Below are 24,892 nucleotides of genomic sequence, written 5' to 3' on the forward strand. Positions count from 1 at the left end.
AAACACGTATCTATAGTGAATTTAACCACTCAACACATTAACATGACAAACATCACACTAATTTACTAGGTGTCGTCAACATGATAAAGCTCGACCACTACGATCAATTGATCCTGACCGAAATGCAGCAAAATGGCCGCATCAGCAATTTAGAGTTGGCCGAAAAGATAGGCTTATCTCCTACCCCATGTGCCAGACGCGTGAAACGTCTAGAGCAAACAGGCATCATCAAAAAACATGTAACCCTGTTAGACCAAGAAGCGTTGGAATTAAAGCTGACGGTCATCTTGTCGGTCACGATGGATCGCCACACACCAGAGCGCTTTAGCAATTTCGAAACGATCATTGCCGACTTTCCCGAAGTAATTGAATGCAGCATTGTGACTGGGCAATCGGCTGACTATATGTTGCGCGTGGTGGTGCCAGACATGGACTATTATCAGTCGTTTCTGTTGGGGCGATTAACGCGCATTGACGGGGTAACCGGCGTTCATTCAAGCTTCGTTTTACGTAAGGTTATTGATAAAACAGAATTACCGCTAACGCCTTATCGGGGCTAACTTAGAAAATGGGCATTCAGCGATAAGTCGACAAATTGCCGAGTCCGTCACAACCACGCACTCATCTGCTGAATGAAATGGATTGTTGCCACCACAATTCGGCGAACGATTTTATTGCCAAGCACAATAAGGACATTCAAATGAACGGGGCCACTATCCACAACACATTAAGGTGTATTTGCCGTCATTGCGGGTTAGTGCTCATGTTGATAATGGGCTCGGTGAGCGCGGCCGAACAATTCCCCAATTACACGCTAAATAATATTCAAGTGCGGCAACTGCAAACGGATCTGACCGAAAACAAACATTACGAACTTCATATTCGCCTCCCAGCCGACTATCAAACCAGCGCAGAGAAACACTACCCCGTTGTCTATTATTTGGATGCGTATTGGCATACTGCGTTGATCAACAGCGTGATCGGTGGACTGGTTTACGATCGAAAAATGCCCGATGTCATTGCCGTTGGCATTGGATACCCCGGCCAAGATATCGATTACGGTAAGTTACGCGTGAAAGATTTTATTCCGAAAGCCAACCCCGCCACAAATGCCGGAGCAAAGGCCTTTTTAGAATTTATTGAACAACAAGTGATTCCGTATATTGAGAAAGAATTCAGAGTCAATCCAAGTCGTCGCGCGTTAGTTGGTAACTCCTACGGAGGCTTGTTTGCCCTTTATACCCTGTTCAACAAACCCAATTTATTCAATATGCATATTGCCGTCACGCCAGCTTGGTACGTCAATGATCGTCAGCTGTTACAAGATGAAGCAAGGCTTTATCGAAATGGCGGCAGCCACTTTGCGGTAACAACCGAGCAGCGCCTTAATAGTCGTTTTTATATGGCGGTGGGCGGCGCTGAAACAGTCCCCCACGTGATGGAAAGCAAGATCATGGCGGAAGTGCTAGCAAGCCGAAATTATGCTGATTGGGTCTTTCAGTTTGAGATTATTGAAGGGGAAGCGCACGGCGGCGTGACGCCGGAAGCCTACAATCGTGGCTTTCGCCATATATTTAATAACCGCAACAACTAACATTGGGCGCTTAACGGCGCCCTTTGTTTTTTCCGCGGCCAGCGCCCGTTTTATAGCCACCAGCATTAGGCCGAGATTTGTCTTGGCCAGCGGCCCCCTTGCCTGACTTGCCTTTATTTCCTTGACCTTTCGAGCCCGTACTCGCTGCGCCGTTGCTTGATTGGCTACCTTGCCCATTGGGTTTATTGGCAGCTTTGCCCTCCGCAGCCTTGCCGTGCTGACCTTGGCGATGATGTGGCTGGTTGGAGCTGTGCTTAGTGGCAAAACGGTTGGCACCATGACGACCGGACTTGCGTCGCTGTGCAGGGGTCTGCTCAGAGCGATCGTCAGCAGGCACTAAACAACTCGGCTTGTCGCCAATCAAGTGCTTTTTACCCATTGCCGTTAGGCCTTCTCGGATCAGCTTCCAATTGGCAGGATCATGATAACGCAGCAATGCTTTATGCAAGCGACGTTGGCGCTCTCCTTTTGGCACGGTCACTTCATCGCGCTTTTTATACTTCACCTTTTTTAACGGGTTCGTTTCTGAGTAATACATCGACGTCGCATTGCACATGGGCGACGGATAGAAATTCTGTACCTGGTCGCACTGGAAGTCGTTCTTCTTCAACCACAGCGCCAAATTCAGCATGTCGTCGTCAGTTGTACCTGGATGAGCAGAAATAAAGTACGGGATCAGGTATTGCTTCTTGCCTGCTTCAGCACTGTATTTTTCGAACATGGCTTTGAATTTGTCATAAGCGCCCATGCCCGGTTTCATCATTAAATCGAGCGGCGATTTTTCAGTATGTTCAGGCGCAATCTTCAAGTAGCCACCGACATGGTGGGTGACCAGTTCTTTGACATACTCGGGTGATTCAATGGCCAAATCATAACGAACGCCAGACGCCACCATGACCTTTTTGACGCCTTTAACTTTGCGCGCTTCACGGTACAAATCGATGGTGTGCTTATGATCCGTATTGAGCTTTTTACAAATGTCGGGGAACACGCACGACGGTCGGCGGCAATTGATTTCGGCTTTTTCATCCATACAGCCAAGCCGGTACATGTTTGCCGTTGGGCCACCAAGATCGGAAATAACACCGGTAAAACCCGGAACTTTGTCTCTAATATCTTCAATCTCGCTCAAAATTGATTCTTTTGAGCGGTTTTGAATAATCCGTCCTTCATGTTCGGTAATAGAGCAGAATGAACAACCACCAAAGCAGCCACGCATGATGTTGACGGACGTTTTGATCATGTCATAGGCCGGGATCTTGGCTTTACCATATTTCGGATGTGGTACCCGTGCAAACGGCAAACCAAAGACATAATCCATTTCATCGGTAGTTAGAGGAATCGGAGCCTGATTCACCCACAATTCTCGATCGCCGTGGCGCTGGATCAACGCTCGGCCAGAATAAGGATTCGTTTCCAAATGCAAAACACGACTCGCATGGGCGTACAAAATACGGTCGTTATTTAGCTTTTCAAATGGCGGTAAGCGAACAGCTGTGGTTTCAGCATCATGGCGAGAAGGCCGCACCACAATCGGCTGTGGCTCGACGGTTTGCGGCTGTTTCGTGGTGTCTTTTTTACTGTCACAATCGCTCTGATATTCATACGGATTCGGTGCGACAAAGGCCTTGCCTGGCTTTTCGATACGGCTCGAATCAATCAATTTATAGTGTTCAGGCGCTTGGGGAAGAATCACCGCAGTGCCGCGAATATTGGTCATCGACTTCACATCTTCGCCTGCAGCCAAGCGGTGAGCGACTTCAACCAATGCCCGTTCAGCATTGCCAAACAACAAAATATCGCCTTTGGCATCAAACAGTACCGAGCGACGCACTTTATCGGACCAGTAATCATAATGGGCAACGCGGCGTAGGCTCGCTTCAATCCCGCCTAAAATGATCGGCGTTTCTTTGTAGGCTTCTCGGCAACGTTGCGAGTACACGAGTACCGCGCGATCAGGCCGCTTGCCACCTTCATTATTGGGGGTGTAAGCGTCGTCCTGACGTAGTTTTCGATCAGCCGTGTAACGGTTGATCATTGAGTCCATATTGCCCGCCGTGAGGCCAAAGAACAGATTCGGTTGGCCAAGTGCCATAAAGGCATCTTTGTTGTGCCAATCGGGCTGCGCAATGATGCCAACTCGGAAACCTTGAGCTTCAAGTAAACGGCCCACCACTGCCATACCAAAGCTTGGGTGATCGACATAAGCATCACCGGTCACAATAATGATGTCGCAACTATCCCAGCCAAGCTCATCCATTTCAGCCCGAGATGTTGGCAAAAACGGTGCTGTGCCATAGCATTCAGCCCAGTATTTGGGATGTTCAAAGATAGGTTCAACGGCGAGCTTAGCTTGCATGTAGTGGTCACTCCGATTTAGGAGCGCGAATTATACACGGTTCCGCGCCAGACTTTAATCCCAAGTAATTTAGTCAGGTATATCAAGAACAAACCCACCAACAAATGGTCTGACTAGAGAATGTGTCTCAATACGGCTATGGTTTTAGCTCTTTCACCAACGAGAATAGAAATGGAAGGCGTATTTCAAATAACCGGTTGGGACGAAACCCCATACTTGGAAAACACCGATGGCTCGAAAAAAAGCCATGCCAAAATCACCCAAAGCTACACCGGCGCAATTGTTGGCAATAGTGACATTCAATACTTGATGAGTTATCAGGCCGATGGTTCAGCTGTGTTCGTTGGTTTGGAAACCATCACGGGCACAATCGAAGGCCGCTCGGGTACCGTCACATTGCAACACAATGGTCAGTTCATTAATGGTGTGGCCAGCAGTGAGTTTGTCATTGTGGCAAGTTCTGGAACAGATGAATTGGCGGCTATGTTGGGGCAAGGTTCATTTATTTCTGGCGAAGCCGGCACCGCTAATTATCAGCTAAATCTTGAGATTAATGAGTAGGCTTGTTGGCTTGCTCTGCTTTTTGCTTTTTATACTCAGCTTTACGTTCGTACAGCATATTGTCGGCGCGCTCCAGCGCCCGCTCTAGATCTTGCTCGGTGCCACCATTAAAGATCTGATAGCCCATACACGATGACACATCCCAAGGCAGATCAGCATTGCTATTGCAGCGCTCTAACACTTGCTTAAAACGCTGCTCTAGCGGCTCAATATCATCCGGCCCACACCGTTTTGCACAGACGACAAATTCGTCACCACCGATTCGGCCGATAATATCTTCCTGACGAAAAGTCTTACGCAGCGCATCGGCCAGCATTTGAATCGCCACGTCGCCCTGCTGATGACCAAGTTGATCGTTGACCATTTTCAAATCGTTCATGTCGACATAAAACAAGGTGCAACGATTTAGCACTCGATCGGTAATGGCGTATTGCCGCACCAAATCAAAAAAACCACGACGGTTATACAGGCCGGTTAACTCATCCGTCACAGATCGTTTCACTAACAATTCATTTAACGTTTCTAATTGCTGGTTCAACGCGCGTAATTTTTCGTTGGCAAGCTCAGCCGCTTCCACCGCCTTATTCTTTTCTTCAAATAACAATGCGGCATTTAAAGTACGCGCCACTTGTCGCCGCACGTACTCCATATCTTCCAACCAGCCAACGGTGACATCAAACACAATGAAACCAAAATGCTGGTTATCAAACATCAACGGCTTAACGAGCAGCGGTTGCGGCTGCTCTGTGTTTAAAAAGCTGGAGGGTAAAATTTGGCGAGTATTGTACGTAATAGCCCCTTGCAGCGGGCAGTGCTGACTGTCGTGGTAGGCAAAAATGAGTCGTGATCGCTTCGGAATACGATCATGCCCCACTTCCGTATGCGGAAATCGTCCGCCTTCATAGAGCGCGACATAACAACCTTTAATGTCGAAATACGGTAAACCGGTGGCCAACTGAGCTAACAGCTCGTTGACCTTATAAGTTTGCGTCATCTCGTGCATTTTGTATTTGTTAGACGCAAATCTCAGCATTGGATGCATGACCGACATTTGCTCGGGTTCACAGCCACAACTGTTGCGATAAATCGGCACGGTATCAAACCAATAATCTTGCGGCTTAGCATTATCCTCGATTTGATCGAGCAAACATTGAATGGCTCTTTTGGCTATTTTTTCAAATGGCTGGCTGACCGTCGACAACGAAGGCACCACTAATCGAGCACTCGGCGAGTCATCAAAACCAGTGACTACAAACTGGTTCATCAATGCTGCGCGGTGTTTGGCTAAGTACTCTAAGCCCGCAACCGCCATGTCATCATTAGCAAAAACAACTGCATCAATTTGCTGACCTTGGTCTATCCAATTGATGATCTGTTCCATTGCGCGCGACCCACTCTGGGCAGTGAAATCGCCTTTAATATAATCCGCGTGAAGTGCCGAGTCTGCAGCAACCGCTCGAACGAACATACGCCGCCGCCCACTTGCCTCTTCATTGCGCTCAGGCCCGCTAACAAAAACCAATCGCCGGCAATGATGTTGCTCTATCACGTGCTCAAGCAAGGCTTTAAAGCCAATGTCATTGCGCAGCAGCACATTACTTGCGCCCGGCAGCGGCAAACTAATACTGGCTAATGGCAGTTGAAAGCGATCACCAAGCCACTGTGCCACTTGCGGTGGCTCAACAAAACAGAACACCGCGCCGGATGAGATCAGCAAACCATCAAGCTGGTGTTGATCAACAAAGTCAAAAATGAGGTTGTATTGTGTATCGCGGAATAGCGGGCTATTGATGCTGCGCCCTTCGTAGGCAATCAAATCGATGTCGGCTTGTTGAGCAGCGTCGATGACAGCGTCGAACAAAGGCCATTGGTAACTGCCAATAACTTCGTTGGTGATATAACCAATGCGCGTTCGTGCCACGGTAAATCTCCTACCCCTTGCTGATCCAACAAGCCTTTTGAGTGTGGTTGGCGGTACTCAACGGCGCAATTAATCCCATTCAAATACTATGGTTTCTATGATCTGGCCCACAGCTCGCTTGCTATTTACGAACTGAATGCGTGCCAACACTCACCATATCAACAGGGTTGTCGCCGTGTTCAAGTGAGAGCAAATGGGCAACCGGCACCGTTACTGAGTTATTGCTGCGCCAACGAATGAATGCCACCGAGACCTTGGCTTTGTGCATGTACGGTATTGAAAGTTCGGTGTGATGACTGGCTTGCGCAGCTAACTCAACATCATGCCCCACCAGCAAAGCAACCGACTGACCGTCATTGTCAATCAGCTCAATCGACTCGATGATAATGGGCTGAACAGGATCTGCGTTGATCAGTAGTAATTGCAGTAACTGGGGGGCTGTTGAAGACCAATATTGACCATACACTGCGACCACAGTTTGGTAATGTCCCGAAGGCAACCGCCCGAGCTCAGCAGACAGCTGGTTGTCTCGGCGCATTTCAAATCGTAACTGATCGTCAATGGCCTCGATTTTTTCAAGCAAGTTTGCCAAATAGCCGCCACCGATGATCAAGCAAAAGACCAACGCCGAAAACAAGAGTTGTAACAACAGCTTTTGATTTTTCATTGGCCACTCCACCGAACGTCATCAACGTTAAGCGTAGTAGCCGATGGCCTAGAGCAACTACTCGTCAATCAGCGGCAAGGCTTATTCGGCAACAAAACACTCACGGTAGGAGCTGCAATCAACGCAATTCGGGGCTTTGCAAACATAATCACCGGACTGCTCGCACAAACAACGATAAAAGAAACGCTTCCAACGCATGTTGTTATCGTTCTTAGCCACCAGCTGCGGAAAGAAATAGTTCAAGAGCTGGCGCAGTTGAGCCCGTGAGGCTAGGCCAAGTGATTTCCAAAGATGACCTGGCGTTAACGAGGCAGTTGCCACGATGACGGCGACAAGTTCACCGTGGTAAACGGCGGGGTTGAGATGACTCATCAACAACGTCACCAGCTCATTTCGCTCTGACAGTTGCAGATTGACCAGAGCGGCCAATGCCGCTGCCCGCTGTTTGTTTGGCCCTGATGAGACTTGCCAAGCCTCATCGAGTTGAAATAAGACGCTGTGATTAAGCTGTCGCAACAGCTCTTGATAAGCCGCATGCTCTAACCCTAAGCCATACGGCAATGAGGCAACCGAGCACAATTGTGCTTTTGCCGTGGCAGCAATGAGTTGATTGGCACCATGCTGCGATAGCAAGGTGTCATCATCAAATCGTTTTCGTGTCACCCCATGGCAACTGCCAAAGCCTCCATGGGATAAATTAGCATCTCCGTCAGCCGTTAGTAGCATGTGCGCCTCCTTTTCCTCCCGAGACTTTTGCCGCCAACTTCGTCATGGCAATCACCTGACGTTCATTAGGCAACCCCGTTAATGAGCCTGGTGGATTTAGTGCCCGATGGTCTTGATCAACAATCGCGGTTTCGATGGGGCAAATACTGGCACATTGCGGATCGGCATGGTGACCCACACACTCATTACAGCGGTGCTCGGCAATGGCATAGCCCGTGGCACTACTGACAATGGCCTTTTGCGGGCAAACCAATTTACAAGCGTTACAACCAATACATGCAGAAGTGATTGAATAGGCCATTACACTGCCTCCTTACAACGAGACTGTTGGGAAAACTTACCCTGCTCAAGCCATTGTTGTTGAAGTGCCGATAAGGCTTGCTGAATGTCAAACAAGGCATAATCGGTAGATGGCATCACGCCCGCTTGCTCCAATGCTTGCCAAGGTGTCATGCCGATTCGGGCACATAATACTGACGATACTCCTTCTAGCGCCTGCAGCATGCTCGCCATACGCGACTCAGTTTCATCGCATTCATTGTCAACGCAATATTGGCTGACATCACGGCGACCCATTGGCGCAATGCTGTCCTCGTAAATCTGATAAAGCGCAAAGGATTGAGCATGGCCAAAGTGCTGATCGATCAGCACATCACTTTTAGTTGCCACGGCTACCAAATATGATTCAGCGACTTCTTGCTGCACTGGCTTCACCGACTCATCGGCGTCCAGATCTATGTCCTGCCCTAAGTGCCCAACGGCATCGGCACGACATTGCTGACAATGACTCATTTGAGCCATATTGGAACCAGCGGCGGCACGCGCCTCGGCAACTTCATCTTCGGTTGGTTGACGTTGACCCGTGAGGCCAAAATATGTGCCGTGAGCCGGATCGGAAATTAACGGCATGATGTTATGAAGCAATGCGCCATGCAGTTTTAATTCCTGCGCCAGCGCCTCGATATGATGGTCATTGATGCCAGGAATAAGCACCGTATTGACCTTCACCAACATCCCCGCGGCAACAGCGGCTTTTAGTCCCGCTAATTGACGGTCGATTAGAACTTGCGATGCTTCGCGACCGCGTAATCGTTTGTGGTTGAAGTAAATCCAAGGGTAGATTTTGGCGCCAATGGCCGCATCAATGCAGTTAATGGTAATAGTCAGGTGCGACACCCCGACTTTAACTAACGAAGGGACTAACTCAAGCAGCGCCAAACCATTGGTAGAAACACACAGGTGCACGTCGCTGTCTTGCTTTGCCGCAGCTTTTAACGTTGCCAATGTTGCCGCAGGATTTGCCAGCGGATCGCCTGGCCCAGCAATACCAACCACATTGGTTTCAGGGATGCGTTCTTTGACTTTTACAAAGCGCTGCACCCCTTTGGCGGGCGACAATAGCTTGGACACCACGCCCGGCCGAGATTCATTGCTACAGTCAAATTTACGATTGCAGTAATTGCATTGAATGTTGCAAGCCGGCGCAACGGGCAAATGAATGCGGGCGTATTTATGGCCCTCGGGGGAATAACAGGGATGCGACGTCACCTTACTAACAACGTCGGACGACAACGACGGATCGTCCAAATTTAAACCGAGATCGGCGGCAGATTTGCCTGATTGCTCACAGCTTGAAGCTGCTGCCGGTGAGGCACTTGCACAGCCTCCGTTTGATTGCACCATAGTCATACTCCTTTAAGCGTGTTACCGAAGGCAACACTGCCTCGTCTTATAAGGAGTTAGTGCAAACTATATTCCACACATCAACCATCTTAAAATCAATGCGTTACAGGTATTCGCCATGTAACAAACAGCAACGATGATGACAACTTGTGGCAAAACTGACACACAATGTTAGTCGTGATAGTTCCAGCGTTTAATGGAGGCGAGGTAACGCGCCATGCCATGGTCTTCAATACCGTCTAGGCCTTTTTCTTTCACCGCGGCAACGGCGCCATCAATCGCATCGAGGAAACGAAACCAAAAACCGGGCTCTCGGTGGATACTCTTTTCTTCCGAAATATACAAATAACATCCGACGTGGCTATAGCCCATAGCCCGCGCTGGCACTCGCGTCACCATGTCATTGTTGTTATGGAATCGATAAACCCGTTCGCCACATTCAACATTAAACAAACGTGCCGTTTCGCGCGTCATGGCGCGTGGCTGGCCAAAGGTGTAAACACTGGTGAATGGCTCATCGGCATGAACAAATTTGGCCGCCATGATAACGGCCATGGCACCGCCTAAACTGTGGCCAGTAATAAAGACCGGCAGTTTGCGCCCTTTTTGCTGTTGCTGCTGAGCTTGAACAGCCGCTAAGCGCTCGGCGATGGGCGCCCAAATGTCTTCGACTGAATGCCAAAAGCCACGGTGGAATTTGCCAAACAACTGCTCCGAAGGGAACGCCTTGATGTTGTCGAGCCAATCAGCCAACTCATCGGTGCCGCGGCAACTAATACACAGGTAGTCTTGGTGCTCTATCAGCGCCGCTTGCGCGCTGTTATTGTCGGCACCAAAGACTGACTGAAAGCCTTCGTCATCAGCCTTCAGCGTGGCCAAAATAGCAGCTTCATCGGGTCGCAAATCGTTTTCAGAACGGTGGCTATAGACAGCTTCGGCTAAGCGCGCCATCCAGTAAGCATTGCCAGCATCGAGTTTCGAAACATAAGGAGAGACTTTAAGCATCACATTCACCCTGAATTAGTTGGCACAACTATAGTTAGCCAGTTTAGGCTGGCTAACTATAGTTGCAATTCAGAAGCACAAATGTGATCCGCCAGACAAGGCCCCAATGGAGCTTGTCGATAACCGCTGCGCTTTATGGGTTGGCGCCTGCAGCGGTGGCGAATGGCATTAGAGCTGCCGCATACGGATATTCATAGTTTGAATACGATAGGCAATTTGCCGTGGCGTCATGTTCAACAAACGCGCAGCTTTAGCCTGAACCCAACCGGCCTGCTCCAGCGCAGCAATCACTCGCTCTCGATCATTTAGATCGGGGTTGTCGAGATCGGTTGCAGCTGGTGCCGAACGACTCGCCAAGCGATCGCCGTTAACGTCATCCAACATGATTAAGTCCTGATCGATCTCGCCGGTTTCGCTCATGATGGAGGCTCGCTCCAGCATATTTTCAAGCTGCCGCACGTTACCAGGCCATTCGTAATTCATCATCAAGCGTATCGCGCCGTCGGAAACCGACAGCTTACGTTTTTGTTGGTTGCCAATTTTTTCCAGCAAAAACTGCGTCAGTTCAGGAATATCCTCAACACGTTCACGCAATGGTGCTGGATAGATGGGCATCACGTTAAGGCGGTAATACAGATCTTCCCGAAACCGCTCTTGGCGCACTTCCTCTTCTAAGTTTCGGTTGGTGGCCGCAATGATGCGCACATCAACCGACAGCGTTTGGTTACCACCAACACGCTCGAACTCGCCTTCTTGAAGTACCCGTAATAACTTAGCCTGAAATGCGGCTGAAATTTCGCCTACTTCATCAAGAAACAAGGTGCCGCCATCAGCAGTTTCAAAACGCCCCTTGCGCAGTTTCATCGCTCCGGTAAAGGCGCCTTTCTCGTGACCAAAAAGCTCTGATTCCAATAAGTTATCAGGTAACGCCGCGCAGTTGAGCTTTACAAACGGCCCAGTGGCACGTGGCGAATTGTAGTGAATGGCATTGGCGATCAGCTCTTTACCCGTGCCAGATTCACCGCGAACCAGCACCGTACTGTCCCATTTAGAGACTAAGCGGATTTGCTCAAACACCCGTCGCATGGCTTGCGAATGGCCCACCATGTTATCGAGGCTGTAATTGTTACGTACCTTACGACGAAGCCTGTCGCGCTCTTTTTCCAAGTTGTCTTGTTTGGCTTCAACGCCCTTCGCTAACTCAACGTTACGCGCTACCAAATTGGCGGTCATTTCCATGAACCGAGTAAAGTCGGCCAGTAATTCGGTGTCCTCTATTTCTGGTTGGGCAGCAAGCACGCCGAGCACGCCGGATTTACCTTTGGTAACTGGTACCGCAATAAACGGCTTATTCAATTCATACAACGCCAACTTATCGGCGAAACGCATGTCGTTCGACACTTTGGTTAACACCACCGGCTGCGCCAAACGCATCACGGTACCAATGACCCCTTCGCCGCTTTTATAGCGAATATTATTGGTTTGGCTCGATTCGACATTGTCGGGCGCATGCAGGTTGTCGATGACTAACGCCTGTTTCTCATCATCAAGCAAGGTCAGCATGGCATGCTTGAGCTTGGCTTTGTCATGCAAAACCCGTAACACGCTCGTCATGGTTTGCTGGTAGTCAAGACTGTCACCCAGCACGCTGCTCACTTCATATAAAGCTGCGAGGTGGCTTTCGGCGATCGTTCGGGGTGAGATAGTTGCAGATGTCATACATCACCTCCTTCACCCATGACCGCGTTAGAAATAAAGCTAGCCCCGCGTTCTGCCATTTGGCCTCGTTTAGGGATCACCAAGCGAGCACAACAGCCACCAAAATCACTCTCTTGAATGTCTATGGTGCCGCTATGTTCATTAATCACCTGCTGCACAATGCTTAACCCAATGCCGCGACAACCCGATGACGTTGCCGGTTTCGTACTCACAAAGGGTTGGAAAATTTTGAGCTTGCGTGATTTATCAACGCCAGGGCCACTATCATCAAACGTGATCACCACTTCGTCATGATCTAAGAAGCTTGAAATTAATATCTGCCGCTGCGATGACTTCGAGAAATCAATCGCGTCAATGGCGTTATCCAACAGTTGTTTGAGGGCGACGCGCAACCGCGATGGCTGACCATTAATCGATGGCAACGTTGCCATTAACGACAACTGCAGCGGAATCGAGCGCGCTAACAATCGTTCGGTGGCCATGGCTGAAATATCATGAATCAACTGATTCACATTGACCGGTTGCGTTGCTTCAGACGCCCGCTCAGGTAGTGCCAATTTCAATTGTTCGACCGATTCAGCACCAGTTCGCAAGGCATCTTCCATTGCATCCATGCCCGGACATTGCTTGGTGGTGCGGCACATCATGGTAACAGCTGCCTCAATCATGTTGATGGGGCCCTGCATCTGATGAATCGCAGCATGCAACGTCTCTTGCATCGCGTGCATCATTTCCGATTCGGCGGTAGAGCGTTGTAATTCGCTGATGCGCTGTCGCTCGATATGGCGTTTTTCCCGCGTGTATTCGGAAATCGCCAAAATCAAATGAGGTTGCGGCTTGGGCGTGAAATAACCATCCACATCACCGTCATCAACCGACAACGATGACACTCGGCAACTAAACCAGCGTTGATCTTGCTGGCGTTTCATATCCACGCTAACACTATGACCTTCGGCATAGTTGGCCGTCATGAGTTTACGAATCGCATCAACGCCGAGTTGTTGCTTCAACCGCGTTAACACTTCGTAAGCAGGCTCGTTGTCAAAATCGGCCGCCAACGCTTTATAAGCCAAGTTATCAAGCACCACATTGTGCTTTTCATCAAGCAAGGCAATGGCAACGGGCGCCGCATTTAATACGGCTTCAACCACCGTATTTTGGTTGTTGAGGCGCGTATTCATTGCATGGGTTTCGGTCACATCACGGTGCATCCCCATAAAATGGGTGATTTCACCCAGATCATCGCGCAACGGCGAAATGGTGACATCGGCTAAATAGCGTTCGCCACTCTTACGCCGATTAATCAACCGCCCTTGCCAACATTCGCCAGCGGTAATGGCGCTCCATAACGATTGATACACCTGACTGGGTGTGGTGCGATAACTCAAAATGGAGTGATTGCAGCCGACGACTTCATCTACTTCATAGCCGGTGATGCGGCTGAAGCCCTCATTCACGTAGACGATATTGGCCTTCATATCACTAATGGAAATAGCCATGGGTGCCTGTTCAACAATTTGAACCATCTGATTCAATGATGAGGCAGGGCCGGCTTCCGATTCGAGCGTTCTGCCGCTAGCGGCTGGCACTGTAAAAGACTTAGTCATGTCGCTCCTTAACTACTGCATTTACCTCATGATCCGAAAGCTCAGCGCTACATAGCTGGGCAAGCAAATCATGCACTACGGTAATAGTCATGCTGCAAGGCTCATTCCCACACGTGATCGCCCATGCCACAAGGGCTCAATAACGAGTCATTGTTTGATTTGTAACAAACCCGTACAAAGTTTTTGGATAATTTGTCAGAAAAGACACTTAGCGGTGGGTTGGTTTTGTCGTCAATTTTGGGCTAATTGCGCACCACAAAAGGGATTCCTCACTGATTTGAGGCAAGCACGCTAGCTGGTATGGCATCTGCAACATAGTTCGGCATGAATCTCTTTCTGCCGAGTAGCAACCATGTCTGAACACTTACTTCTGCTGATCAGTACGGCCTTAGTTAATAACGTGGTATTGGCCAAATTTCTTGGGCTGTGTCCGTTTATGGGCGTGTCAGGGCGCATCGACAGCGCGATTGGAATGGGCTTTGCCACCACCTTTGTTTTATGCCTAACCGCGCTGGCGTCTTGGCTCGTTGAGCATTTTTTACTGGCGCCACTCGATCTACAAATCATGCGGATCTTGGCCTTCATTCTAGTGATTGCGGCAGTGGTTCAGTTTACCGAACTGGTGATCCAAAAAATCAGCCCGCCGCTGTATCAGTCTCTTGGCATTTTCTTACCGTTGATCACCACCAACTGTGCCGTGTTGGGTGTCGCCATTTTGGTTGTTCAGCAAGACATGACATTGCTGCAAACGTTGTTTTACGCCTTTGGCTCAGCGGTTGGATTTTCTTTGGTAATTGTCTTGTTTGCAGGCCTTCGCCAGCGCCTGAAGCTTGCCAACGTGCCCGAATCACTGGCCGGAATTCCCATCGCATTTATTACCGCAGGCTTGCTGTCGATGGCCTTCATGGGATTTGCCGGCATCGTCGGCAGCGCTTAATCACCGCCACTTCATAAGGAGTCAGCAACATGATGACATTAATTTCCATTTTAGCCCTGAGTGCCGTTGGTGCAGTGTTTGGTGGTTTATTGGGGTGGGCGTCTAAAACCCTTAAAGTGGCCGGCGATCCGCGCGTTGACGAACTCGAAGGGATGCTGCCCGGCGGTCAATGTGGTCAATGCGGTGAGCCCGGTTGTCGGCAAGCGGCCGAAGCCATGGTGGCAGGCAAGCTTGGCCCCGACTGCTGCCCGCCCGGTGGCCGTTCATTGGCCCAAAGTATTTCTTCCATGTTGGGCGTTGCGCTGAGCGGCGATGGCGAGGATGTGATGGTCGTTGCGCACATTGACGAATCTCAGTGCTCTGGCTGTACCCGCTGTTTTAAAGCTTGTCCGTTTGACGCCATTGTGGGCGCCAATCGGCAGATGCATACCGTCATTCGTCATGTTTGTACCGGTTGCCGACTGTGTGAAAAAGCCTGCCCACAAGGTTGTCTCTCCATGCAACCCGTTGCACCTGAATTGCATACCTGGCAGTGGCCGAAGCCGCGCGTGGCATAACCGCAGGAGCCACCTAATGGACAAGGAACAATTCATGACGTTTTTCGCTCGTCAATTCAGCGCTCTGCGGTACTGCAATTGGCATCTATCTGACGTAGGAGCCGAATCATGCTAGGACTTCGCAAAAAACCCTTTAGCGGTGGTATTCACCCTCGGGGTCACAAAGAGCTGACCGAAAATACAGCAATTGTTAGCAGCGAAGAGCCGCGCCGTGTTTGCCTGAGTTTGCAGCAACGCAACGGTGTGGTGTTGCGCTCGCATGTGAATGTTGGCGACACCATCGTCAAAGGTCAGTTAGTTGCCAGTGGCCCCAATGATATGTGCGTGCCTTTGCATGCGCCCATCAATGGCGTTGTTGAAGCCATTCAACCTCACGTTTCAGCCCATCCATCGGGCCTGAAAACCAACACCTTAATGATTAAGGGAAATGGCGATCCGACCTGGGGCATTCCCCATGTACCGTGCGATACCAGCAAGCTAACTCCAGAAGAGATCATTCAGCGGGTGCTGGATGCGGGCATTGTTGGCTTAGGTGGCGCCGGTTTCCCGAGTGGCTTAAAGCTTCGTTTTGCGCGCCAAAAAGGCGTCAAAACCTTACTGCTCAATGGCGGTGAGTGCGAACCTTATTTAACCTGTGATGATCGTTTGATGCGTGAAAAAGCCGCAGAGATTGCCGAAGGTGCAGCGTTAATGGTTCGAGCCATCGGCTGCGAGCAGGCCATTATTGCCATTGAAGACAATAAGCCCGACTCCATTTCAACCATGCAATCGGCCGTTGCCGATCGGCCTAACCTGTCCGTTCAAATCGTACCCAGCTTGTATCCAATGGGCTCAGAACGCCATCTGATTAAAGCAGTTACCGGCCATACGGTACCGCCCGGCCAGCTCAGTACTGAAATCGGAATTTTGGTGCACAACGTCGCCACCGCACAAGCCGTGTTTGAAGCCGTACGCTATCAGCGCCCATTAATCCGTCGCGTGATGACCATCTCGGGTGGCGCACTGGAACAACCCACCAACCTCATTGTTGCCATGGGCACATTAGTTTCGGATCTCATTGCGCGTTGTGGTGGTTTGAAAATGGAAGCGGCGCGACTAGTTGCTGGCGGCCCAATGATGGGGCAAGTGCTGCCGTCACCGTTTGTGCCAATTGATAAAAGTATTGGCGGTATTCTGGCGTTAAGTGCCGATGAAATCCGCGCCGAACAAAGCCACGACTGCGTGCGTTGCGGCCGCTGTGTGAATGCTTGTCCAATGGGGTTAATGCCGTTTCAAATGGCTGCTCATAGTCGCGTCTCAGATCTCGATGGCGCGCGCCACTTTGGGCTAGACAACTGCCTGCTCTGTGGTGCCTGCTCGTATGTTTGCCCATCACGAATTCCACTGGTGCAGTATTTTCAGCACGCCCGAAGTTCACTCAATGCGTCGCGAACCATGGAGCGTAAATCGGCTCATGCTCGACAGCTCACCGAAGCGCGTCAGGCTCGACTCATGCGCGAGGCCGAAGCTAAAAAGGCCGCTAAGGCAGCCCGTTCGAAAACTCGAAAACGGCCCGCTCGAACGCCTCGTAAGAAAGCCGACAGCACCGATTCAACGCCAACCAGCAATTAATTCCGGAGTTTACTCATGGTTCAATTTACGCCGGTTGCCGGCCCTCACACTCACGGTGGCACATCCACCACCCATTTGATGTTTTTGGTGATAGCCGCATTGGTGCCCGCAACCGTATTCGGCCTTTACCTGTTTGGCATTAATGCCGTCATCGTGTTACTCGCCTGTGTGAGCAGCGCGGTGTTGTTTGAATACATTGGCCTTAAACTGCTTGGCAAATCCACCCACAGCGCACTTGATGGCTCAGCGATACTCACTGGTTGGTTACTGGCGCTTAGTTTGCCGCCATCAACGCCTTGGTGGATAGCCGTTAGCGGCGTGTTTTTTGCCATCGTGATTGGTAAAACGGTGTTTGGAGGCCTCGGTCAAAACCCATTTAATCCAGCCATGCTTGGCCGCGTCATGTTGCTCATTTGCTTCCCAGTCGAACTGACCGATTGGCGTTTACCGAACCCACCGCAACAAGGTGCCGACGGCTTATTGCTGGGTGAACAATGGTTATCGACTAACGCGATTGATGGCGTTAGCGCGGCCACACCATTGAGCCAACTAACCGGCGCGCTGCCCTCGCTAAGTGAATTAACCACGGGTCATCACGCCGGTAGCTTAGGCGAAACCAGTGCCCTACTTATTTTGCTTGGCGGTTTGTTCCTAATTTGGCGCGGCATCATTCACTGGCGGATTCCCGCCACCTTGTTGCTCAGCATTGCTATTCCTGCAGCCATTTCACATGCCATTGCTCCTGAAAGTTTTGGTTCAGCCAGCGCTCATGTACTCAGTGGTGGAGCAATGCTCGCAGCATTTTTTATTGCAACCGACATGGTGACATCACCCACCAGTCCCAAAGGGCAAATTTTATTCGGCATTGGCTGTGGTGTGCTGATTTGGTTGATACGCACGTTTGGCAGTTACCCCGAAGGCGTGGCCTTTGCGGTACTGATTATGAATGCCACCACGCCGGTTATTGATCATTACCTGAAACCTGCTGTTTTTGGCCAACCCAATCGATTTTCGTTGTAGGAGCTTCTGATGTTGCCTTGTATTCAAAATCACCTCGACAAAATTCGCGACTACACATCTTATCAATCGGCATCGTTAGCCGCCGCGACTGGCCTTGCTACAGGTTTGTTGTTGCTGATCAGTCAAGTGACAGCCCCTGCTATCGCCATGCGTCAGTATGAAGACCAACAGATGGCACTAGCGCTCGTTATGCCCGTCGCACGCTACAGTAATGATTTGATTGCTACATCAACCAATTGGCGGGTTGATGGGCGCCAGTATCAGCTGTTTACCGCCAGTGACAATGGCGCGGCCTCTGGCTACGTAGTGGAAACCGAAGCGAGCGGTTACGCCGGCCCCATCAAACTGATGATCGGCCTAGACGAGCAATTACAAATCATTGGTGTACGCGTGCTAAGCCATGCCGAAACCCCTGGTTTAGGTGACAAAATTGAAGTGGCTAAACATGATTGGATCACCAGTTTCGATGGTTTATCACTGACCAATACGCCTGAAAATCAATGGGCCGTTAAAAAAGATGGCGGCGAATTTGATCAATTTAGCGGCGCCACCATTACCCCACGCGCAGTCGTCAACCGCGTCCATCAGGCTCTGCTTGATTTGGAGTCGCTGGCACATGCGAAGGCTTCTGAGGGAGAATCATCATGAGCAACTATCGCAGTATTTTTGCCGAAGGGTTATGGCGCAACAACGTGGTCCTTAGCCAGTGTTTAGCGCTATGTCCGCTGCTGGCCGTTACCTCCTCAGCCACCAATGGTCTTGGTCTTGGGTTAGCGACGCTGGCCGTTATGGTCTGCGCCAACCTGCTGGCTTCGGTGTTTCAACCGGCCATTAGTCGTGCGGTACGCATCCCAATCAATATTTTGATGATCGCAACTCTGGTAACACTAACCGACCTGGTACTCAACGCCTGGATGCATTCATTGCACAAGGTGCTGGGCTTGTTTATTCCGCTCATTGTTACCAACTGCGCCATTCTAGGCCGGGTTGAATCATTTGCCAGCAAACAGCCGGCCCTGCCCGCTGTTGCTGATGGAGTGGCCATGGGCCTAGGGTTTACTTGGGTGCTCGTCGTACTCGGTGGATTCCGCGAGATTCTTGGCTCAGGTACGTTGTTTGCCGATGCCAGCTTATTACTCGGCAGCCACTTCGAATTCTTAGAAATCACGGTGATCCCCAACTACCGAGGGTTATTGTTAATGATTTTACCGCCAGGCGGCTTCTTGATCCTCGGCTTTATGCTCATGGCTCAGCGCCAATGGCAGCGTTGGCTTGAAGCCCGTCAACATCGTTTGCAAGGAGAGCAATCATGCGCGTAAGTGTTGCCTATGCTGAACCCGGCCAGCAATTATGGCTTGAATTAGAACTGGCTGACGGCGCTACTGCTGTCAGCGCCATCAACCAATCGGGCATCTTGGATTTGTGCCCCGACATTCAATTGGAGCAACAAAAGATTGGCGTCTTCGGTAAGTTCGTGACCTTAGATGCCGCGCTCGTGGATGGCGACCGAGTGGAAATTTATCGCCCCATCACTTGGCAAGCCGATGAAGATGACGACGATGATGATTAATCACTAATGCGAATGTCTGGCAGTTCATTGAGTCGTTGCTGCCGGACGCAACCACCATCGTTAGCTAAAGCCATTGTCCCGCCTCAACACCAACCTCATTTATTTGTCGTCCTTGTTTGTCGCCTTTATGACAAAGCCCGTACAAGCATCAAATCCAAGAATCAACATTCCTTTACTTTCAACCACTTAAATAACCTCTTAACTGGCAGGTCTATTGCAACTCCATGACTTAATCGTTCAAACGTTTTGTTTTCTTAATTTCAATAAGCGCTTGTTGGTTTGTAGAGCAAATTCATCAAGCACCTAACAAGGAGTAGCGCCATGGCCGCAATTGGGATCTTTTTCGGAACAGACACAGGAACCACTCGCAAAATCGCCAAAATGATGCACAAAGCATTGGGCGAAGAATTAGCTGATAAGCCATTGAACATCAATCGTATTGATGCCGATACATTGGCTGGCTATGACTACCTGATTTTGGGCACACCAACACTCGGTGAAGGCCAGCTACCCGGCTTATCGTCGGAGTCTCAGGCTGAAAGCTGGGAAGAGTTCATGCCAAACTTTGATGACTTAGATTTAGCCGGCAAGAAAGTGGCCGTTTATGGTTTAGGTGATCAAGTTAACTACCCTGATGAATTTGTAGATGGTCTAGGCGAGCTATATGACGCCGTAGCAGAATGCGGTGCCGAAATGGTAGGCGCTTGGCCTGCGGAAGGTTATACCTTTAATGCTTCTCAAGCGTTGGACGAAGACGAGTTTGTTGGTTTGGTACTCGACAACGATAACCAAAGTGATCAGCACGCAGAGCGTATTGAAGCTTGGCTGAACTCCGTTAAATCGGCCTTTGGCGTATAACGAACCCGCTGAATTTACAGTTGAACATGAGCTCAGCCCAGAAAACGGGCTGACTCATGACAACCACATTTCACAACCACCAAGCTTTACGTGGCAAAAGATGGAGCTGGCTTGCCAAACTGGTTAAAATGCTCGCCAGAGCATTTGTTGTCATAGTTTGAGTTGTCCATGCAAAATTTTTATAGCCGCTGCCTACTCTTCATTGCATTGGTTGTGAGCATTCCCCACGCCTTAGCCTGTCAAACCAATGGTGAGCCGTTAGCCCGTAAGGCATCGATGATGAAGGCCATCGGCCTCTCAGACTATGTGTTTATTGGCTCAGTTTCCCGTATTTACCGCCTGCCTGATTATTATGAGGGCGTCAAAGGTGTGGTCATCAACTTACAAGAAGCGTTTCGTGGTGATGTGCCTGTTTATGTAGACGCCAGCCTCACCGGCTATTGCGGCATTAGCCCGTCAAACAAAGAAGATCCGACCGGCTACTGGCCATCAGAGATGCAACAAAACTATGTCTTTGCAGGCAACATGATTGATGGCGAACTGATGATTATTGCAGTGGGCGATGAATACGACGCCACCGCTTTTCATAGCGAGGTTGCCTTGCAAGATGCCATGAAGCAGATTGAGGCCGAAAAAGAGCAAAAACGAAAAGAAAAACAAGCCGACGAGAAAATTGAAATTCCAGAGCACTTGAAGATTGATCACCTCAAAGACTTAGATGATTGAGAGAACAGCCAACCACCGAAATTCAACCAAAGGGCCCCGCACAGGGCCCTTTTTAGTGACCATAGCCCAACAACGGCAATAACCACAGACTCACGGCTAAACAAGCCAGAATGATGAACAAATTGATACTAGCGCGCAGCAACCAAGGGGATTGATGAAACGCAAGCGTTGGCTGCCTACTGGCTAAAACCACCAAACTCATCAGTACAAACCAAGGGCTAAAAAGAACCACCACACGCCCTTTCACCAACGAAATGGCAATGTCGTGCAGCGCGCCGCTCACCGCAAAGGTGATGATCACTGCCATCCACGTTGGCAACACGGCACTTAGCGGCCTTGCCACCTTGCGCGCTAAGTAATAACCCCAAATAGGATTCCAGTGTTGCCAGAACTGGGCAAACGACCCCGCACCAAACGATCGATAAAGCATATTGCGCATCGAGTGCGGCGCGCCTAGCGCCACTCCGTTGCGTCGCTTAACGTAATTCGCCAGAGACATGATTTGGCTCATGATGCGCGGTGCTGATCGATCAAAATAGCGTTACCATCGGGATCCATGAGCATGAAATGACCAGGCCCAGTAGTTTGCTGCTCATTGCCTTCGGGTAAGTTTTCATTTTTAACCTCAAGCCCGTTAGCAACGGCATGTTGGTATATGGCCTGCACGTCGGTAAATTCGGCCAACTCCTGCGCATTGGCATCCCTCCCCGGATTAAACGTCAACATGTTGTTGTCGAACATGCCTTGAAATAAGCCAATCAGGGTGTCGCCATTTTTCATAATGAGATAATTGTGCGCCTCATCGCCGGCAAACACATCAAAGCCAATGGTTTGATAAAAAGCTTTCGATTTAGCTAAATCTTTAACCGATAAACTGATTGAAAATACGCCTAAGTGCATAACCTGCCCTCATGATGTGGTGATCTACAACTCATATACTATTAAGTGATAATGCAGCAAGCGCAAAACGTCACGCTAAATTTGAAGCGTTAAGCCGTTTGATTTACCAAAATAAGTAAAGGGCAATACAGGTTTCAAGAACGGGCGCTCGTGGGAAAGGGGCAACTACTCAGCATCACTGGGCGCTTATAGGTTTAACGTCCAATCATAAGAGTGATTGGCGATGAAATCGCTCAACTGCCGTCACTGACTAGCCAGTGACGGCACCAAGGCCCGAAACGTAGCGGCGATTTGATTAAACTAGAGCGCAACTCCCAACAAAATTGGCACGTAGTTTTGCTATCACTGCCTGCTTGAATTACGGCTTGATGTGTTTACTATGCGCTAGTTGAGACAACCGCCAACTTCTTTTGTCCTTGTTAAATTTATTGTTAGGTAAACAGTTGGATAACCAAGCCAATAGAACTAATGACTATGCCGCCTAATGTTAAACATTGCTGTGTTTCCGATTTGACCAATATAGGCGATTGAACATCTGACAATGCCGATTTAACAGGTACAAAAAAAATTCTAGGAATCAAACTAGCACCAAACAAAGTTATTGCCACACCAGTTGAAATAGCTAAATTACTCAAGTTAGCTTGAGAATTTAAAAAGCTATACCAACCGGTTCCAAGAAACAAAAAACTAGCCCCCCAACAAAAGACTACAACTACTTTTTCTTTAAACAGCAAATTACCCATTTAACTCTCCTTGTTAAACTCACGCCTTAATAAAAAGAAGAAAACAACAGGGTGACATTATGCATTAAGGAGCAAAACCCTGATGTTTCGAGCCATTTAATTCATTAACTCGCCAGGTGAATTTATGCACTACACTCTAATTTTGCTTGTTCAGCACACCTTGCCTTAGCTTCGACTTCTGTTTTACCACCCATGCAAAAATCTAAACGAATGACTTTTTCTTCAGCCAAATTAGGCTCATCGGAAACATTTTTCCACTCCCAACTTTTTATAACCTTTTTGGCTGGTTTATAAATAACTTTCTTTGGAATTGAGCTAACCAATTCAACATCACCTGTTTTACCATTTTCATCGACGGTAACTTTAAATACACCACAACCAACAATACCTTTCATTGCCAGTTCAATAGGATATTGAGGTGAGAACTGTTTAGTTCTAATCCATTGAGCGGCTGATTTTTCTGGGTTGATATGAGTGAGTTTTACATCTGCATAGTTTGCATTCGCACTAGTTACAATTACGATTGGCAATATTGAAATTAACTTTAATATTTGATATTTCATCTAAACCTTCCTTAGTTGACCTAACGCCAGAAACGGCGGGCGAGTGAAACGAGAAAACTGATAATTCTTGTTAATGCGACGAATCACCTCGATATCTATACTCAATGTCAAAATCACTCGTCTGTCTTCCATGTTGGGCGATAATTCTAACTTTCTGTAAGTTATCGAAGCTCAGTACCAGTTTATCGTTAGATTACCATTCAATAGCCAAGCCACTAGCACTTGGCTTTCCTTCGAAGCCAAATATTCTCCGAGAATCAAAACCCTTTTCTATATGCTTCACTATGACTTTTCCGAAGAAATCAGTTGTCGCACCACAGTCACTTGTTAGCCATACCTGACTCTACTAGTAATAAAAGCTCGTCCATTATAACTTTTGGATAAACATCTATGTCATTTGTCGCTAGTACAATAAAAATATTTTCATCAACAAAATAATGCATATCGGCAAAAGAGTACCCATTGGAACCATTGTGTTGGGCATGTAATGTTCCTCTAGCAGTAGATTTAATATCCCAACCATAACCATAATGTGATTTGGACTCTTTCTCTAACGATGCATTGTGTGGTAAGAATAATTGCTTTTTAGATTCGTCAGTAAGAATCAAATTTGAACTCAAAGCCATATACCAAAAGAATAGATCTCCTACAGTAGATGACATGCCTCCTGCGCCCTCCATATTAAAGCGTGGGCCTTTCTTGATCTTTAAATGCTGAAAAGGGCTTCCGACGGGGAGACTTTTTGCTTCAATAGAAAATAGTCGTTGATAAGCAGTTTGATCTGCACCGTAATTTATAGCGACTCTATTTTCAGCCCGTTTGGGTAGACGATAACCTGTTTCAGTTAAACCTGCTGGTTCAAAAAGATTTTCATAATAAAAATTTTCATAGTTATCCGCTGTGATTTTTTCGATAATTATCGCGAGTAGGTTATAACCAATATTTGAGTAATTATATTCTTCCCCGGGCAGAGCAAGTAATTTTGATTTTAAAGCAGTTTCAATTAACTCCTTTCTTGTCACAACATCATACAAATTTGAACTACCCCCTCCTCGGGTAGCAACAAAACCAGCAGTGTGTGTTAATAGGTGATGTACTGTAATTTTTTTCTTGTCATCGGGAACATTATCAAAAAACTTAGAGAGCGGATCATTGACAGAGAGTTTATTAGATTCATGCAGTTTTAAAATTGCAGTTGCTGTAAATTGTTTTGTTAGTGAGCCAATATTAAAAATTGTATCTTCGGAAAAAGGTATATTCTTCTCTCTATTTGCCAGCCCGAAAGCTTCTTTAAACAAGACTTTATTACCTGCAGCAACCAAAACCACACCTGAAAAATTTGAATTGATAGCAGTATTTCGCCAGTCTTTAAACGACAATTCATCTTTAGCTGATGCAGTCTGAATTAATGTTAATAAGAACAATCCAATGTATTTATACATTTTCATTTTCATCTTTAAATCCGACTCCATGAGTGATGAGTATGGCTAGACATCATGATTCCCTGAGGCGAAGTGTCGATCTCCTGCGGTTTATCGTGGGTTAGTCGAACCAGAGCCACACTG

At 48.5% G+C, this 24,892-nt stretch carries 26 protein-coding genes; 12 read left to right on the forward strand and 14 right to left on the reverse strand.

Annotation, left to right across the window (positions count from 1 at the left end):
• The first annotated feature begins 83 nt into the window (after positions 1–83).
• Both K0504_RS12985 and K0504_RS12990 read left to right on the forward strand, forming a co-directional pair.
• Positions 84–560 (forward strand): Lrp/AsnC family transcriptional regulator, encoded by a 477-nt coding sequence (locus K0504_RS12985; RefSeq protein ID WP_449867077.1) that lies wholly within the window; start codon positions 84–86, stop codon positions 558–560.
• A 203-nt stretch (positions 561–763) separates the two neighbouring features.
• Positions 764–1,594: an alpha/beta hydrolase gene (locus K0504_RS12990; protein ID WP_220104628.1), complete on the forward strand. Its 831-nt coding sequence runs from the start codon at positions 764–766 to the stop codon at positions 1,592–1,594.
• Between the two features lie 10 nt (positions 1,595–1,604).
• Here the strand turns inward: K0504_RS12990 and K0504_RS12995 are convergent, their stop codons facing one another.
• On the reverse strand, positions 1,605–3,953 hold the full coding sequence (locus tag K0504_RS12995; protein WP_220104629.1) for a YgiQ family radical SAM protein: 2,349 nt from the start codon (positions 3,951–3,953) through the stop codon (positions 1,605–1,607).
• A gap of 171 nt (positions 3,954–4,124) precedes the next feature.
• Here K0504_RS12995 and K0504_RS13000 point away from each other — a divergent pair, with 171 nt between their 5' ends.
• Positions 4,125–4,514 carry a DUF3224 domain-containing protein gene (locus K0504_RS13000; protein WP_225918131.1) on the forward strand — a complete coding sequence of 130 codons (390 nt, stop codon included), beginning with the start codon at positions 4,125–4,127 and terminating at the stop codon, positions 4,512–4,514.
• On the opposite strand, the gene K0504_RS13005 is transcribed toward K0504_RS13000, so the two are convergent.
• From K0504_RS13005 to nifL, 8 genes are all read right to left on the reverse strand, one after another.
• Positions 4,504–6,435 carry a GGDEF domain-containing protein gene (locus K0504_RS13005; RefSeq protein WP_220104630.1) on the reverse strand — a complete coding sequence of 644 codons (1,932 nt, stop codon included), beginning with the start codon at positions 6,433–6,435 and terminating at the stop codon, positions 4,504–4,506. The genes K0504_RS13000 and K0504_RS13005 overlap by 11 nt on opposite strands.
• A gap of 121 nt (positions 6,436–6,556) precedes the next feature.
• Positions 6,557–7,102: a DUF3124 domain-containing protein gene (locus K0504_RS13010; RefSeq protein ID WP_220104631.1), complete on the reverse strand. Its 546-nt coding sequence runs from the start codon at positions 7,100–7,102 to the stop codon at positions 6,557–6,559.
• Positions 7,103–7,183: 81 nt separating this feature from the next.
• Positions 7,184–7,828, reverse strand: a complete 645-nt coding sequence (locus tag K0504_RS13015) for a nitrogen fixation protein NifQ (RefSeq protein ID WP_220104632.1) — start codon at positions 7,826–7,828, stop codon at positions 7,184–7,186.
• Positions 7,812–8,129 (reverse strand): 4Fe-4S binding protein, encoded by a 318-nt coding sequence (locus tag K0504_RS13020; RefSeq protein ID WP_220104633.1) that lies wholly within the window; start codon positions 8,127–8,129, stop codon positions 7,812–7,814. The genes K0504_RS13015 and K0504_RS13020 overlap by 17 nt, the downstream gene beginning before the upstream one ends.
• Positions 8,129–9,511, reverse strand: coding sequence for a nitrogenase cofactor biosynthesis protein NifB (nifB, locus tag K0504_RS13025; protein WP_220104634.1), 1,383 nt, complete (start codon positions 9,509–9,511; stop codon positions 8,129–8,131). Before nifB ends, K0504_RS13020 begins: the two co-directional genes overlap by 1 nt.
• A 171-nt stretch (positions 9,512–9,682) precedes the next feature.
• Positions 9,683–10,516: a lipase family protein gene (locus K0504_RS13030; protein WP_220104635.1), complete on the reverse strand. Its 834-nt coding sequence runs from the start codon at positions 10,514–10,516 to the stop codon at positions 9,683–9,685.
• 168 nt (positions 10,517–10,684) lie between these two features.
• On the reverse strand, positions 10,685–12,235 hold the full coding sequence (gene nifA, locus K0504_RS13035) for a nif-specific transcriptional activator NifA (protein ID WP_220104636.1): 1,551 nt from the start codon (positions 12,233–12,235) through the stop codon (positions 10,685–10,687).
• Entirely contained in the window at positions 12,232–13,842 is a 1,611-nt protein-coding gene (nifL, locus tag K0504_RS13040; RefSeq protein WP_220104637.1) for a nitrogen fixation negative regulator NifL, read from the reverse strand. The genes nifA and nifL overlap by 4 nt, the downstream gene beginning before the upstream one ends.
• Positions 13,843–14,194: 352 nt before the next feature.
• Here nifL and rsxA point away from each other — a divergent pair, with 352 nt between their 5' ends.
• From rsxA to K0504_RS13085, 9 genes are all read left to right on the forward strand, one after another.
• Positions 14,195–14,779, forward strand: a complete 585-nt coding sequence (rsxA, locus tag K0504_RS13045) for an electron transport complex subunit RsxA (RefSeq protein ID WP_220104638.1) — start codon at positions 14,195–14,197, stop codon at positions 14,777–14,779.
• A 29-nt stretch (positions 14,780–14,808) separates the two neighbouring features.
• A complete protein-coding gene (locus tag K0504_RS13050) occupies positions 14,809–15,336 on the forward strand; it encodes an RnfABCDGE type electron transport complex subunit B (protein ID WP_225918132.1) in 528 nt (175 codons plus the stop codon).
• A gap of 108 nt (positions 15,337–15,444) precedes the next feature.
• On the forward strand, positions 15,445–16,947 hold the full coding sequence (rsxC, locus tag K0504_RS13055; protein WP_220104639.1) for an electron transport complex subunit RsxC: 1,503 nt from the start codon (positions 15,445–15,447) through the stop codon (positions 16,945–16,947).
• Positions 16,948–16,962: 15 nt separating this feature from the next.
• The gene (locus tag K0504_RS13060) at positions 16,963–17,967 is read left to right on the forward strand and encodes an RnfABCDGE type electron transport complex subunit D (RefSeq protein ID WP_220104640.1); all 1,005 of its coding nucleotides are present in this window, start codon (positions 16,963–16,965) and stop codon (positions 17,965–17,967) included.
• 9 nt (positions 17,968–17,976) lie between these two features.
• Positions 17,977–18,615, forward strand: coding sequence for an electron transport complex subunit RsxG (gene rsxG, locus K0504_RS13065; protein WP_220104641.1), 639 nt, complete (start codon positions 17,977–17,979; stop codon positions 18,613–18,615).
• Positions 18,612–19,286 carry an electron transport complex subunit E gene (locus K0504_RS13070; RefSeq protein WP_220104642.1) on the forward strand — a complete coding sequence of 225 codons (675 nt, stop codon included), beginning with the start codon at positions 18,612–18,614 and terminating at the stop codon, positions 19,284–19,286. Before rsxG ends, K0504_RS13070 begins: the two co-directional genes overlap by 4 nt.
• Positions 19,277–19,537, forward strand: coding sequence for an RnfH family protein (locus K0504_RS13075; RefSeq protein ID WP_220104643.1), 261 nt, complete (start codon positions 19,277–19,279; stop codon positions 19,535–19,537). Before K0504_RS13070 ends, K0504_RS13075 begins: the two co-directional genes overlap by 10 nt.
• Positions 19,538–19,858: 321 nt before the next feature.
• Positions 19,859–20,395: a flavodoxin gene (locus K0504_RS13080; protein WP_220104644.1), complete on the forward strand. Its 537-nt coding sequence runs from the start codon at positions 19,859–19,861 to the stop codon at positions 20,393–20,395.
• A gap of 168 nt (positions 20,396–20,563) precedes the next feature.
• Positions 20,564–21,121 carry a hypothetical protein gene (locus K0504_RS13085; RefSeq protein WP_220104645.1) on the forward strand — a complete coding sequence of 186 codons (558 nt, stop codon included), beginning with the start codon at positions 20,564–20,566 and terminating at the stop codon, positions 21,119–21,121.
• A 52-nt stretch (positions 21,122–21,173) separates the two neighbouring features.
• Here K0504_RS13085 and K0504_RS13090 read toward each other — a convergent pair whose 3' ends face one another.
• From K0504_RS13090 to K0504_RS13110, 5 genes are all read right to left on the reverse strand, one after another.
• Positions 21,174–21,620, reverse strand: coding sequence for an MBOAT family O-acyltransferase (locus K0504_RS13090; RefSeq protein ID WP_225918133.1), 447 nt, complete (start codon positions 21,618–21,620; stop codon positions 21,174–21,176).
• A gap of 8 nt (positions 21,621–21,628) precedes the next feature.
• Complete coding sequence (locus K0504_RS13095; protein ID WP_220104647.1) at positions 21,629–22,021, reverse strand: VOC family protein; 393 nt, start codon at positions 22,019–22,021, stop codon at positions 21,629–21,631.
• A gap of 431 nt (positions 22,022–22,452) precedes the next feature.
• Entirely contained in the window at positions 22,453–22,764 is a 312-nt protein-coding gene (locus K0504_RS13100) for a hypothetical protein (RefSeq protein WP_220104648.1), read from the reverse strand.
• 122 nt (positions 22,765–22,886) lie between these two features.
• Positions 22,887–23,327 (reverse strand): energy transducer TonB, encoded by a 441-nt coding sequence (locus K0504_RS13105; RefSeq protein WP_220104649.1) that lies wholly within the window; start codon positions 23,325–23,327, stop codon positions 22,887–22,889.
• A 320-nt stretch (positions 23,328–23,647) separates the two neighbouring features.
• On the reverse strand, positions 23,648–24,781 hold the full coding sequence (locus K0504_RS13110) for a serine hydrolase domain-containing protein (protein WP_220104650.1): 1,134 nt from the start codon (positions 24,779–24,781) through the stop codon (positions 23,648–23,650).
• Positions 24,782–24,892 lie beyond the last annotated feature (111 nt).

This window comes from Neiella holothuriorum (genome assembly GCF_019457915.1).
GTDB classification, from domain to species: Bacteria; Pseudomonadota; Gammaproteobacteria; order Enterobacterales; family Neiellaceae; genus Neiella; species Neiella holothuriorum.

Coding starts and splice junctions, on each gene's coding strand:
- K0504_RS13105 (WP_220104649.1), bottom strand. CDS start 23,327: ATGAAATATCAAATATTAAAGTTAATTTCAATATTGCCAATCGTAATT.
- rsxG (WP_220104641.1), top strand. CDS start 17,977: ATGTTGCCTTGTATTCAAAATCACCTCGACAAAATTCGCGACTACACA.
- K0504_RS13030 (WP_220104635.1), bottom strand. CDS start 10,516: ATGCTTAAAGTCTCTCCTTATGTTTCGAAACTCGATGCTGGCAATGCT.
- K0504_RS13060 (WP_220104640.1), top strand. CDS start 16,963: ATGGTTCAATTTACGCCGGTTGCCGGCCCTCACACTCACGGTGGCACA.
- K0504_RS13020 (WP_220104633.1), bottom strand. CDS start 8,129: ATGGCCTATTCAATCACTTCTGCATGTATTGGTTGTAACGCTTGTAAA.
- nifL (WP_220104637.1), bottom strand. CDS start 13,842: ATGACTAAGTCTTTTACAGTGCCAGCCGCTAGCGGCAGAACGCTCGAA.
- rsxC (WP_220104639.1), top strand. CDS start 15,445: ATGCTAGGACTTCGCAAAAAACCCTTTAGCGGTGGTATTCACCCTCGG.
- K0504_RS13000 (WP_225918131.1), top strand. CDS start 4,125: ATGGAAGGCGTATTTCAAATAACCGGTTGGGACGAAACCCCATACTTG.
- K0504_RS13100 (WP_220104648.1), bottom strand. CDS start 22,764: ATGGGTAATTTGCTGTTTAAAGAAAAAGTAGTTGTAGTCTTTTGTTGG.
- K0504_RS13085 (WP_220104645.1), top strand. CDS start 20,564: ATGCAAAATTTTTATAGCCGCTGCCTACTCTTCATTGCATTGGTTGTG.
- nifB (WP_220104634.1), bottom strand. CDS start 9,511: ATGGTGCAATCAAACGGAGGCTGTGCAAGTGCCTCACCGGCAGCAGCT.
- K0504_RS13090 (WP_225918133.1), bottom strand. CDS start 21,620: ATGTCTCTGGCGAATTACGTTAAGCGACGCAACGGAGTGGCGCTAGGC.
- K0504_RS13095 (WP_220104647.1), bottom strand. CDS start 22,021: ATGCACTTAGGCGTATTTTCAATCAGTTTATCGGTTAAAGATTTAGCT.
- K0504_RS12990 (WP_220104628.1), top strand. CDS start 764: ATGTTGATAATGGGCTCGGTGAGCGCGGCCGAACAATTCCCCAATTAC.
- K0504_RS13070 (WP_220104642.1), top strand. CDS start 18,612: ATGAGCAACTATCGCAGTATTTTTGCCGAAGGGTTATGGCGCAACAAC.
- K0504_RS13050 (WP_225918132.1), top strand. CDS start 14,809: ATGATGACATTAATTTCCATTTTAGCCCTGAGTGCCGTTGGTGCAGTG.
- K0504_RS13010 (WP_220104631.1), bottom strand. CDS start 7,102: ATGAAAAATCAAAAGCTGTTGTTACAACTCTTGTTTTCGGCGTTGGTC.
- K0504_RS13075 (WP_220104643.1), top strand. CDS start 19,277: ATGCGCGTAAGTGTTGCCTATGCTGAACCCGGCCAGCAATTATGGCTT.
- rsxA (WP_220104638.1), top strand. CDS start 14,195: ATGTCTGAACACTTACTTCTGCTGATCAGTACGGCCTTAGTTAATAAC.
- K0504_RS13080 (WP_220104644.1), top strand. CDS start 19,859: ATGGCCGCAATTGGGATCTTTTTCGGAACAGACACAGGAACCACTCGC.
- K0504_RS13015 (WP_220104632.1), bottom strand. CDS start 7,828: ATGCTACTAACGGCTGACGGAGATGCTAATTTATCCCATGGAGGCTTT.
- K0504_RS13110 (WP_220104650.1), bottom strand. CDS start 24,781: ATGAAAATGAAAATGTATAAATACATTGGATTGTTCTTATTAACATTA.
- K0504_RS12995 (WP_220104629.1), bottom strand. CDS start 3,953: ATGCAAGCTAAGCTCGCCGTTGAACCTATCTTTGAACATCCCAAATAC.
- nifA (WP_220104636.1), bottom strand. CDS start 12,235: ATGACATCTGCAACTATCTCACCCCGAACGATCGCCGAAAGCCACCTC.